Origin of the sequence: Staphylococcus sp. ZWU0021 (assembly GCF_000798895.1) — a bacterium.
GTDB classification, from domain to species: Bacteria; Bacillota; Bacilli; order Staphylococcales; family Staphylococcaceae; genus Staphylococcus; species Staphylococcus saprophyticus.
Genome location: NZ_JTLN01000034.1, coordinates 51,420 through 63,635, shown reverse-complemented (window position 1 = coordinate 63,635; position 12,216 = coordinate 51,420). Strand labels below are relative to the sequence as shown.

Annotated in this window: 10 protein-coding genes, 1 riboswitch and 1 other annotated feature; of the genes, 9 read left to right on the top strand and 1 reads right to left on the bottom strand. The window is 35.8% G+C overall.

Going from position 1 to position 12,216, the window contains the following annotated elements; translation table 11 throughout:
• Positions 1 to 51: 51 nt before the first annotated feature.
• Positions 52 to 864, bottom strand: a complete 813-nt coding sequence (locus L987_RS12400) for an NAD(P)H-hydrate dehydratase (RefSeq protein ID WP_011302014.1) — start codon at positions 862 to 864, stop codon at positions 52 to 54.
• A gap of 396 nt (positions 865 to 1,260) precedes the next feature.
• Here L987_RS12400 and hutH point away from each other — a divergent pair, with 396 nt between their 5' ends.
• The 9 genes from hutH to dnaB all read left to right on the top strand — a co-directional run bounded on the left by hutH (position 1,261) and on the right by dnaB (position 12,016).
• Complete coding sequence (gene hutH / locus L987_RS12395; RefSeq protein ID WP_047505090.1) at positions 1,261 to 2,760, top strand: histidine ammonia-lyase; 1,500 nt, start codon at positions 1,261 to 1,263, stop codon at positions 2,758 to 2,760.
• A 79-nt stretch (positions 2,761 to 2,839) separates the two neighbouring features.
• Positions 2,840 to 3,028: a binding site (T-box leader), on the top strand.
• A gap of 63 nt (positions 3,029 to 3,091) precedes the next feature.
• On the top strand, positions 3,092 to 4,375 hold the full coding sequence (gene serS / locus L987_RS12390; RefSeq protein ID WP_047505087.1) for a serine--tRNA ligase: 1,284 nt from the start codon (positions 3,092 to 3,094) through the stop codon (positions 4,373 to 4,375).
• A gap of 316 nt (positions 4,376 to 4,691) precedes the next feature.
• Positions 4,692 to 5,393: an AzlC family ABC transporter permease gene (locus L987_RS12385; RefSeq protein WP_011302017.1), complete on the top strand. Its 702-nt coding sequence runs from the start codon at positions 4,692 to 4,694 to the stop codon at positions 5,391 to 5,393.
• On the top strand, positions 5,390 to 5,719 hold the full coding sequence (locus tag L987_RS12380; protein ID WP_011302018.1) for an AzlD domain-containing protein: 330 nt from the start codon (positions 5,390 to 5,392) through the stop codon (positions 5,717 to 5,719). The genes L987_RS12385 and L987_RS12380 overlap by 4 nt, the downstream gene beginning before the upstream one ends.
• 111 nt (positions 5,720 to 5,830) lie before the next feature.
• Positions 5,831 to 5,929, top strand: a riboswitch (SAM riboswitch).
• Between the two features lie 61 nt (positions 5,930 to 5,990).
• Entirely contained in the window at positions 5,991 to 6,959 is a 969-nt protein-coding gene (gene metX / locus L987_RS12375; protein ID WP_002481973.1) for a homoserine O-acetyltransferase MetX, read from the top strand.
• A 265-nt stretch (positions 6,960 to 7,224) separates the two neighbouring features.
• Complete coding sequence (locus tag L987_RS12370; protein WP_172606392.1) at positions 7,225 to 8,151, top strand: DUF2232 domain-containing protein; 927 nt, start codon at positions 7,225 to 7,227, stop codon at positions 8,149 to 8,151.
• A 14-nt stretch (positions 8,152 to 8,165) separates the two neighbouring features.
• Positions 8,166 to 10,133, top strand: coding sequence for a DHH family phosphoesterase (locus L987_RS12365; RefSeq protein WP_047505084.1), 1,968 nt, complete (start codon positions 8,166 to 8,168; stop codon positions 10,131 to 10,133).
• On the top strand, positions 10,130 to 10,576 hold the full coding sequence (rplI, locus tag L987_RS12360) for a 50S ribosomal protein L9 (protein ID WP_002481977.1): 447 nt from the start codon (positions 10,130 to 10,132) through the stop codon (positions 10,574 to 10,576). The genes L987_RS12365 and rplI overlap by 4 nt, the downstream gene beginning before the upstream one ends.
• Before the next feature lie 39 nt (positions 10,577 to 10,615).
• Positions 10,616 to 12,016, top strand: a complete 1,401-nt coding sequence (dnaB, locus tag L987_RS12355; RefSeq protein WP_047505381.1) for a replicative DNA helicase — start codon at positions 10,616 to 10,618, stop codon at positions 12,014 to 12,016.
• The last annotated feature ends 200 nt before the right edge of the window (positions 12,017 to 12,216 follow it).

Sequence of the window (12,216 nt, the reverse complement as noted above, 5' to 3'; positions counted from 1 at the left end):
TAATAGTCATTATAAAAAAGACCTACCTCAATGAGGTAGGTCTTTTTTGGCTTAATTTTCTAAAGCTTTCATAGCATGAGGTATTTCACTGATTAGTCTGGATGGTGGCACGACATACATTTTTTCTGCTAACTGTTCTCCAATATAACTATGCGTATACGTAGCACTTGTAACGGCTTCTTCTGTGTCGTTGAATTGGCCGACAAAGCTTGTAATCATACCAGATAAAGTATCACCCATACCACCTGTAGCCATTGCTGGTGTCCCTATTGGCAGTTTGTAGTCTTTACCTCTGAAATAGATTTCAGTTCCGTGCATTTTTAAGACAATGGTTGCACCAATGCGATCTGCGGCTTCACGATTACGTTCATACGTTTGTTCCTCTATAGGAATACCACTTAAACGTTCCCACTCTTTTTGGTGAGGCGTAAAGATAACCTTGCACGTAGGAATGTCTGGTTTCAATTTACTAAAAATTGTAATAGCATCCCCATCTACAATTAATTTTTGATGTGGTTGAATATTTTGTAATAGGAAAGTAATGGCATTATTGCCTTTAAAATCACAACCGAGTCCTGGTCCGATTAAGATACAATCCGTGTTCTCAATCATTTTTGTTAACATTTTAGTATCGTTAATATCAATCACCATGGCCTCTGGACAACGTGAATGTAAAGCGGCATGATTTGTTGGATGTGTAGCTACAGTGATTAATCCGCTACCACTATAAACACACGCTCGAGCTGCAAGCATGATTGCACCACCTAAGTTCGCATTGCCCCCAATTAAAAGAATTCTCCCATAATCACCTTTATGTGTTTCATCTTTACGTTTTGGAATGCTTACTTGTGATAAAGTTTCCATTTTGAAACCTCCTTTTAAACATTTAGCGTTAATTTAATACGTTGACTTGAAAAAGATAAGCATCTGCTTAAAATGATAAATGTTAAAGTTGGCTATCTTATATTCTCTATATCATAGAATGTTAAAACCATTTTCTTTTAAGTTACTTATATCTTATTTTCATGTGCTCATTTATAAATACAATAAGAAATATTATACCTGGTTTCGAGATTAGTCAATAGGCAAAGTCGTAAAGAAAATATTAATTTTAGAAAACATAATTTTGATACGACTTTATCCCATTAAATCAGTAATTTAATACCATATTACGGATATGGTCAATCCTATTGTTCGTGTGAAAATGTAAGCGTATACTCGAATTAATTGAACAAAATAGATAAGCAAGGAGATGGGGAAATGACATTACAACTTAATGGTGAAATGCTAACAATCAATGATATTAAAACGTTCTTAAATAAGGAAGATACCGTTGAAGTAACACAAGAAGCACTGGAACGCGTAAAGAAAAGTAGACAAACGGTGGAACATATTATAGAAAACAAAGAAACAATCTATGGTATTACAACTGGATTTGGATTATTTAGTGATGTGCGAATTGATAAAGATGAATACAATCAATTACAAGTAAATTTAATTCGATCACATGCTTGTGGTGTTGGGAAACCATTTTCAGAAGAAGTTGCTTTAGTAATGATGGTCTTACGATTAAATACTTTGTTGAAAGGTCATTCTGGTACGACAGTCGCGTTAGTAGAGCAACTTGTTTATTATATCAATAACAGAATTGTACCAGTGATTCCACAGCAAGGATCTTTAGGCGCATCAGGGGACCTAGCACCATTATCTCATTTAGCATTAGCTTTAATTGGTGAAGGCAATGTATTTTTTAAAGGTGAAGAAGTAGACAGCCGGTATGTCTTAAATCAATTAAATCGTAACCCAATACAATTACAAGCTAAAGAGGGACTTGCACTCATTAATGGCACGCAAGCGATGACTGCACAAGGTGTGATTAATTATATTGAAGCGGAAGCCTTAGGTTACCAAGCAGAATGGATTGCTGCTCTAACACATCAAGCATTAAATGGTATTACAGATGCTTATAATGAAAAAGTGCATAAAGCACGTAATTTTCAAGAACAAATAGATGTTGCAGCTAGAATGTTAGACTGGTTAGATGGCTCAGAGTTAACCACTACACAAGGTGACATACGTGTACAAGATGCATACACATTACGCTGTATTCCACAAATACATGGCGCAAGTTTTCAAGTATTTAATTATGTGAAAGAAAAATTAGAATTTGAAATGAACGCTGCTAATGATAATCCATTAATATTTGATGAAGGCGATGAAACGCTTGTTATTTCTGGAGGTAATTTCCATGGGCAACCGATTGCCTTTGCATTAGATTTCTTAAAGTTAGGTGTAAGTGAATTGGCTAATGTATCAGAGCGTCGTTTAGAACGACTCGTAAATCCTCAATTAAATAATGGATTGCCTGCCTTTTTAAGTCCACAACCAGGATTACAGAGTGGCGCGATGATTATGCAGTATGCTGCTGCGAGCTTAGTATCAGAAAATAAAACACTCGCACATCCAGCAAGTGTTGACTCAATACCATCGTCAGCTAATCAAGAGGATCACGTTTCGATGGGAACGATTGCCTCTCGTCATGGCTATCACATCATTGAAAATGCGAGACGTGTCTTAGCAATTGAAACGATTATTGCATTACAAGCCGTTGAATATAAAGATATTGATAAATTATCACCGAAAACATATGAAAAGTATCAAGAATTACGTCACATCGTACCATCAATTACAGAAGATAGACAGTTCCATAAAGATATTGAAGTGGTATCGCAATATTTACAAGATCTTGCTTATATGTAGGGACTCTAATTGACATAAACGTTGTCACCCTTGAAATAGCTGATGTTATTTGCTATATTTAAATTAACTTAATTATGCTATTGTTCGTAGGATAAGTAATATTGAATCTTGATTTCAGAGAGCTTGTGGTTAGTGTGAACAAGTAATCATATTTAATATGAATCTACCTACTATATGAGAACAATCGGTTATAGCCGTTATTTAGTGAGAGTGCAGTCTAATTTTGGACTGTTAAATAGGGTGGCAACGCGTAGACCACGTCCCTTGTACAGGGACGTGGTCTTTTTGTGTTATTATCCAATAAATTTTGAAATTTGAAAGGATGACCAGCATGTTAGATATTAAATTATTCCGTAATGATCCAGAATTCCTTAAAGAAAAAGTTGCAAAACGTGGTATGGATTCAAAAGTAGTAGATGAAGTATTAGAACTAGATGAGCAACGTCGTCAACTTATCAGTCAAGCCGAAGAAATGAAGGCAGAGCGTAATAAAGTGAGTGGAGAAATTGCTCAGAAAAAACGTAATAAAGAAGATGCAGACGATGCAATCGCAGCTATGCGTAATCTAGGTGATGAAATTAAAGTACTAGATGATACTTTAAATCAAGTAGATGTTGACCTTAGTGATAAATTGTCTCGTATTCCAAATATCATTCACGACGATGTACCAGAAGGTGCTACGGATGAAGATAATATAGAAGTTAAACGTTGGGGTACACCTAGAACTTTTGAATTTGAAGATAAAGCACACTGGGATTTAGTAGAAGAGTTAGAGATGGTTGATTTTGAAAGAGCAGCTAAAGTCTCTGGTGCGAGATTCGTATTCTTGACAGGTGACGGTGCACAATTAGAGAGAGCGTTAATGAACTACATGATTACGAAACATACGACACAACATGGCTATACGGAAATGATGGTACCACAATTAGTTAATGCCGATTCTATGTATGGTACAGGTCAACTTCCAAAATTTGAAGAAGACTTATTTAAAGTAGAAAAAGAAGGTCTTTATACCATTCCAACTGCAGAAGTGCCATTAACGAATTATTACCGCAATGAAATCATTGCACCTGACGTATTACCAGCTAAATTTACAGCTCAATCAGCTTGTTATCGTAGTGAGGCTGGATCTGCTGGTCGTGATACACGAGGACTTATTCGCTTACACCAATTTGATAAAGTTGAAATGGTACGTATTGAAAAACCTGAAGATTCTTGGCAAGCACTTGAAGACATGACTCATCATGCAGAAGCGATTTTAGAAGAACTTGGTTTACCATATCGCCGTGTTATCTTGTGTACAGGAGATATTGGTTTTGGTTCAAGTAAAACATATGATTTAGAAGTTTGGTTACCAAGCTATAATGATTATAAAGAAATCAGCTCTTGTTCAAATATTACAGATTTCCAAGCACGTCGTTCAAACATTCGCTTCAAACGCGATAAAAATGCGAAACCAGAATTAGCGCATACTTTAAATGGTAGCGGATTAGCTGTAGGTCGTACCTTTGCAGCTATCGTTGAGAACTATCAAAATGAAGATGGCTCAGTTACAATTCCAGAAGTGTTAGTTCCATTTATGGGTGGTAAAACAGTCATCCGTCCGACTAAATAAAAAACTGAAAGTAATGCTAAAAACGCGTAGCGACAATAGGTCCTATGCGTTTTTTTGTGCACTATCGAAAGGGTAGGGGAGGTGTAAAAAGTATAAAATAGCAAATATGATTAGGCGGAATTCAGATATATTTTAGAGGTATGTCTTAATTATTTCTAAAAATTCAGATAAATATAAACAACGTGTGTTTAAGCTTTTTAAGACAATCGTTAGTCTAACCTAACACAAACGGATGTCTGAAGATATTGCGCATTTAGAATCAGTTGTATTAGAATTGATATATTATTTTTGAAGTGCCATGAGAGGGTGGGTGTGTATGGAAAATGAAGCGCATGTAACATTTAAACAAGGTGTCAAAGCGTGTATTCCTACCTTGTTAGGATACGCAGGTGTGGGTTTATCATTTGGAATTGTTGCAGTTGCTTCAGGATTTAGCTTGTTGGAAATTATTTTACTGTGTTTGCTTGTATACGCAGGCGCAGCACAATTTATAATTTGCGCGCTTGTTATTGCAGGTACACCTATATCCGCAATTGTATTAACTGCGTTCATCGTCAATTCTAGGATGTTCTTATTAAGTATGACACTTGCACCAAGCTATAAAGATTATAGTTTACTAAATAGAATTGGGTTGGCAACATTGGTAACAGATGAAACATTTGGGGTTGCAGTGACACCACATCTAAAAGGCGAAAAAATTAATGATCGATGGCTACACGGTTTGAATATAACGGCTTATGTTTTTTGGACGATTGCATGTATTATTGGTGCTTTATTTGGTAAATACATCCATGACCCAGACGTATTAGGCTTAGACTTTGCAATAACGGCTATGTTTATTTTTCTTGCCGTCTCCCAATTTGAATCAATCAGGCGCTCAAAAGTTAAGATTTACTTAGTTCTGATTATTTGTGTCATTGTGATGATGTTGGGATTAAGTTTATTTATGCCATCATATTTAGCGATTATTTTAGCTTCTACAATAACGGCAGCACTTGGGGTGGTGATGGAACGATGACGACAACGATACATATGTTAACGATTATTATTTTATGCGGAATTGTGACATGGTTGACTCGAATTATACCGTTTGTGATGATTTCTAAAGTTCATTTATCTGAACGTGTAGTCAAATGGCTCTCTTTTATCCCAATTACATTGTTTACAGCGTTGATTATTGATGGTGTCTTGGTTCAACAAGAGGGCGTAATGGGATACACAATCAATATGCCATTTTTGATAACGATGATACCTACGATTGTAGTTGCCATCGTTTCAAGAAGTTTAACGATAACGATTTTAAGTGGGATTATTATTATGGCATTGTTGAGATGGGTTTTTTAAAGAATATCATTGATGAAACACAGGATATCCGTTAGAATTAGAATAATTAGAAAATTATGATATTTCCGATTTTTAGTCTGTCATACTTTTGTTTTATACAATTAAAATCAAATCTTATTTCGAGAAGCTGAGGGACTTGGCCCAGTGATGCTTCAGCAACCGGCTGTGTAGTACGGTGCTAAAACCAACGATACACTCGAATGATAAGTAATCATAACTTCTTACTTATTTTATATGAGTGAGAAGTTTTTTATTAAGTAGGAGGGAAATCATGACGAATTATACGGTAGATACTTTAGAATTAGGGCCTTTTACAACGGAATCTGGAGAACTCATATCTAATTTGAAACTACGCTATGAACATGTGGGGTTGAAAGGACAACCTTTAGTTGTTGTCTGTCACGCTTTGACAGGTAACCATTTAACATATGGGACAAATGATCAACCAGGATGGTGGAGAGGTATCATTGATGGGGGCTATATGCCCATCAATGATTATCAATTTTTAACTTTTAATGTAATTGGTAGTCCGTATGGTTCAAGTTCGGCATTAACAGATGCTGATTTCCCTCAAACGCTCACGTTAAGAGACATTGTACGTGCAATTGAAATAGGCATAGAAACGTTAGGATTTGAACACATTAATATTCTCATTGGTGGTTCTTTAGGAGGCATGCAAGCGATTGAATTATTATATAATCGCAAATTTAATGTCGATAAAGCCGTTATACTTGCTGCAACGGATAAAACATCATCCTACAGTCGAGCGTTTAACGAGATAGCGAGGCAAGCCATTCATTTAGATCCTAAAAATGGTATGAGTATTGCTAGACAATTGGGTTTCTTAACTTATCGATCATCTAAAAGTTACGATAAGCGCTTTTCACCAGATCAAGTTGTCGCCTATCAAAAACATCAAGGTGATAAGTTTATGAATCATTTTGATTACGCATGTTATTTAACACTGCTGGATGTCTTGGATAGTCATGATGTCGATAGAGGACGTGATGATGTGGATGAAGTATTCCGTAATTTAGATACGAAGGTTATGACAATGGGCTTTACCGATGACTTACTTTATCCTGATGACCTTGTTCGAGCAGTCGGCGAGCGCTTTAAATTTCATAAACATTTTTTCGTTCCTGACAATGTAGGACATGATGGATTTTTACTTAACTTCAATGATTGGGCGCCGAATCTATATCACTTTTTAAAAGTCTATAAAATCAAACGTAAATGAACTAACTAAATAGATTTAATTTTTGGGATGTGCCGGTTGTCTTCTTACTACTAAATAGAGGTGAGAAACAAGTTGGTTACATCCTATTTTTGTGTGAAATATAAATAAGTTGTTGTTAGTGAAGAAGCGATTGATATATAACAATGATTTCTAAGGATTATAGTGAAGGTGTATTTTCTGAATAGAACTTCTATATAAAATGGGTTGCCAATAATTGTATAAAAGTTTTAAAGAGGTTAAAATAAAGGGTATAGTCAAAAATAGTATGGGAGTGGCGAATTTGTTTTCTAAAATATATCCTAAAGCAACTGTGCTTAGTATTCTAACGCTAATCGTAGTCGCTTTGGCTTTGCATATATTACCACCGCTTGGTCTTGTATTGAGCGCGTTTGCGACAATTCCTGGCATTATCTTATGGCATAAATCAATTGAATCATTCGGATTGACAGCTGTCGTAACGGTTGTATTAACAACTTTACTGGGTAATATATTTGTATTAAGTATCATGGTCCTCGTGCTCATTACGAGTTTCGTTGTTGGCCAATTATTAAAAGAAAGAACATCTAAAGAACGTATACTATATATAACGACTACATATATTAGTATGATTTCATTAATTGCATTTATGGGACTGCAAACGTTTGATAAGATACCAAGCGCGACAGTTTTAATGAACCCAATAAAAGATCAAATGCATCAGGTTATTTCAGGTGCTTCAGTTGGTAACGAGTATAAACAAATGCTCGAAGAGGGATTCCGTCAATTGGCAGTTCAGTTACCAAGTATGGTAATCATTGCAGTTTTTCTACTTATTTTAATCAATTTAATTATTACTTTTCCAATTTTACGTAAATTCAAAATCGCTACACCAATATTTAAACCATTATATGCTTGGCAGATGAGCCGTTCATTATTATGGATATATATTATTGTCTTGATTTGTGTTATGTTTGCAAGCCAAGCTGGTACTTTCCAAAGTATCGTTTTAAATTTTGAAATTGTGTTATCATTATGTATGTATATTCAGGGGTTAAGTGTTATTCACTTTTTCGGCAAAGCAAAATCAATGCCACTCGTACTTACTGTGTTACTAATGGTTATAGGGACAATTTTAATGCCATTAACACATATTGTAAGTCTCCTGGGTGTAATCGATTTATGTTTTAACTTAAAAAGTATCATTAAAAAATGATTTGAGGTGGAAGAATGAACCGTCAATCCACTAAAAAAGCGTTGATTTTACCATTTGTAATTATGACGCTCACGGCAATTGCGCTGGTTGTAGTTTGGTTTGTTTTTAACCAACTCGTAGCAGGTATAGCGACGATTGTATTAGTGATTATTATTATAGGGACAGCATTTATGGTAAGACAAGCTTTACAAAAATTAGACAGCTATGTGGACAATTTAAGTGGTCATATCTCTGAAGGTAGTAATATCGCAATTAAAAATCTACCTATCGGAATGATTATCTTAGATGAAAATGAAAACATAGAGTGGATGAATAGATTTATGTCGGAACGTTTAAATCGTAATGTAATTTCCGACCCAGTCAACGAAGTATATCCTAATATCTTAAAACAATTAGAAAAAACACAAGAAATAGAAATTAATGAAAATGAATACCACTATCGTGTGCGTTATTCAGAAAAAGAACACGTGCTTTATTTCTTCGACATTACAAAAGAAGTCTATACAAATGAATTATATGAATCATCTAAACCAATTATAGCGACATTATTCTTGGATAATTATGATGAAATTACCCAAAATATGAATGATACGCAAAAATCAGAAATTAACTCAATGGTTACGCGCGTCATCAGTAGATGGGCAACGGAACATGATATTTACTTTAAACGCTATAGTTCGGATCAATTCGTGGCATATTTAAACCAAAATATTTTAAACGAAATTGAAGCAACTAACTTTAGTATTTTAAGCCAATTACGTGAAAAGAGCGTAGGTTATCGCGCGCAATTAACATTAAGTATTGGTGTGGGTGAAGGTTCTGAAAATCTAATTGATCTTGGAGAACTTTCTCAATCTGGCCTAGATTTAGCACTCGGTCGTGGTGGCGACCAAGTTGCGATTAAACACATGAACGGTAATGTACGTTTCTATGGTGGTAAGACTGACCCAATGGAAAAACGTACACGTGTAAGAGCGCGTGTTATCTCACATGCGCTTAAAGATATCTTAATGGAAGGCGACAAAGTGATTATCATGGGGCACAAACGTCCCGATTTAGACGCAATTGGTGCAGCAATCGGTGTATCCCGTTTTGCGATGATGAATAACCTAGATGCCTATATCGTTTTAAATGAATCTGATATCGATCCGACGTTACGACGTGTTATGGATGCGGTAAATGAAAAACCAGAACTTAAAGATCGTTTCATCACTTCAGATGAAGCATGGGATATTATGACTTCCAAGACAACGCTTGTCGTTGTAGATACGCACAAACCAGAAATGGTCATCGATGAAAATATTTTAAATAAAGCCAATCGTAAAGTAGTCATTGACCATCATAGACGTGGTGAAAGTTTCATTTCGAGTCCATTACTTGTATATATGGAACCTTATGCAAGTTCAACAGCAGAACTCGTTACAGAATTACTCGAGTATCAACCAACAGAACAGCGTCTGACACGTTTAGAATCAACGGTCATGTTTGCCGGCATCATTGTAGATACACGTAACTTTACATTACGTACCGGCTCTAGAACATTTGATGCGGCAAGTTATTTACGTGCACATGGTGCCGATACAATCTTGACGCAACATTTCTTAAAAGATGACCTTGATACGTATATTAATCGTACTGAATTGATTCAAACAGTGAAACTACAAGATAATGGTGTTGCCATTGCACATGGTTCAGATGAGAAAATCTACCATCCTGTTACAGTTGCACAAGCTGCCGATGAACTGTTAAGTTTAGATGGTGTAGAAGCTTCTTATGTAATTGCAAGAAGAGAAGACAATGTCGTAGGTATGTCTGCGCGTTCACTTGGTGCAGTCAATGTTCAGTTAACAATGGAAGCACTTGGTGGTGGAGGTCATTTAACGAATGCAGCCACACAATTAAAAGATGTGACTGTTGATGAAGCAATTGAAAAATTACAACAAGCTATAACAGAACAAATGAGTAGGAGTGAAAATTCATGAAAGTAATATTCACACAAGATGTTAAAGGTAAAGGTAAAAAAGGCGAAGTTAAAGACGTACCAGTTGGTTACGCAAATAACTTCTTATTGAAGAAAAACATGGCAGTTGAAGCAACGCCAGGTAACTTAAAACAATTAGAACAAAAAAATAAAGCTGCTGAAGCAGAACGTCAACAAGAAATTGAAGATGCTAAAAAATTAAAAGAACAATTAAGTGAGATTGAAGTCGAAGTATCTGCTAAAACAGGTGAAGGCGGTAAATTATTTGGTTCAGTAAGTACCAAACAAATCACACAAGCATTACAACAACAACATGACATTAAGATTGATAAACGTAAAATGGACTTACCAAATGGTATCCATGCATTAGGTTACACTAACGTACCAGTTAAATTAGACAAAGAAGTTGAAGGTACAATTCGTGTACACACAGTTGAACAATAATAACGGATTGAGATATGAGGTGTAAGCGCAATGGATGGAATGGATGGAATGTACGAACAAAATCAAATGCCACACAGTAATGAGGCTGAACAGTCTGTCTTAGGTGCCATTATCATAGATCCAGAATTAATCAACACTACTCAGGAAGTATTACTTCCTGAGTCCTTTTATAGAGGGGCACACCAGCACATTTTCAGAGCAATGATGAACCTCAGTGAAGATAATAAAGATATCGATGTCGTTACCATTATGGATCAGTTATCCCAAGAAGGACGATTGAATGAAGCGGGCGGTCCTCAATATCTTGCAGAATTATCAAGTAATGTGCCGACCACACGTAATATTCAATATTATACGGAAATTGTGTTTAAACACGCCACGAAGCGTAAATTAATTCAAACTGCGGATAGTATTGCGAACGATGGCTATAATGATGAACTGGAACTAGATACGATACTTAACGATGCTGAACGTCGTATATTAGAACTATCATCCACACGTGAAAGTGATGGATTTAAAGACATTCGAGATGTCTTAGGTGATGTTTATGAAAATGCAGAACTATTAGATCAAAACAGTGGTCAAACGCCAGGTATTCCAACAGGGTATCGCGATTTAGACCAAATGACAGCGGGTTTTAACCGTAACGATTTAATTATCTTAGCAGCACGTCCTTCGGTAGGTAAGACTGCCTTCGCACTTAATATTGCACAAAAAGTGGCAACACATGAAGATCATTTTTCTGTAGGGATTTTTTCTTTAGAGATGGGTGCAGACCAGTTAGCAACACGTATGATTTGTAGCTCGGGCAATGTGGATTCGAACCGCTTAAGAACAGGTATGATGACTGAGGAAGACTGGAATCGTTTCACAATTGCTGTAGGTAAATTATCACGTACAAAGATATTTATTGATGATACACCTGGGATTCGTATCACAGATATTCGTTCAAAGTGTCGTCGCTTGAAACAAGAACATGGCTTAGACATGATTGTTATTGACTACTTACAGTTAATTTCAGGTAGTGGTTCTCGTTTTTCTGACAATCGACAACAAGAAGTATCAGAAATATCACGTACTTTAAAGGCGATTGCCAGAGAATTAGAATGTCCTGTGATTGCATTGAGTCAGTTATCTCGTGGTGTAGAACAACGTCAGGATAAACGTCCGATGATGAGTGATATACGTGAGTCGGGTTCTATCGAGCAAGATGCCGATATCGTAGCCTTCTTATATCGTGATGATTATTACAATCGTGGCGAAGATGAAGACGAAGATGATGATTCAAATTACGAACCACAAACGAATGACGATAATGGTGAAATTGAAATCATTATTGCGAAACAACGTAACGGCCCTACAGGCACCGTTAAGTTACACTTTATGAAACAATATAATAAATTTACAGATATAGATTATGCACATGCTGATTTTGGATAAGGTAAAAAAATAATTTTCTTGTTAATTTCCGTACAACAATACAAATACGTATTTCATTGTACGGTTTTTGTTTGTGTTTATTGCCGTGTATTCGCGGTAAGTATGTGTCCTTATAAATGTAAAAAATGGTCTTAATACTTGGTGCGACTGGATTTAAACTGTATCTCTTTCCACTTTGAACACCATCAAAATTTTCAAAA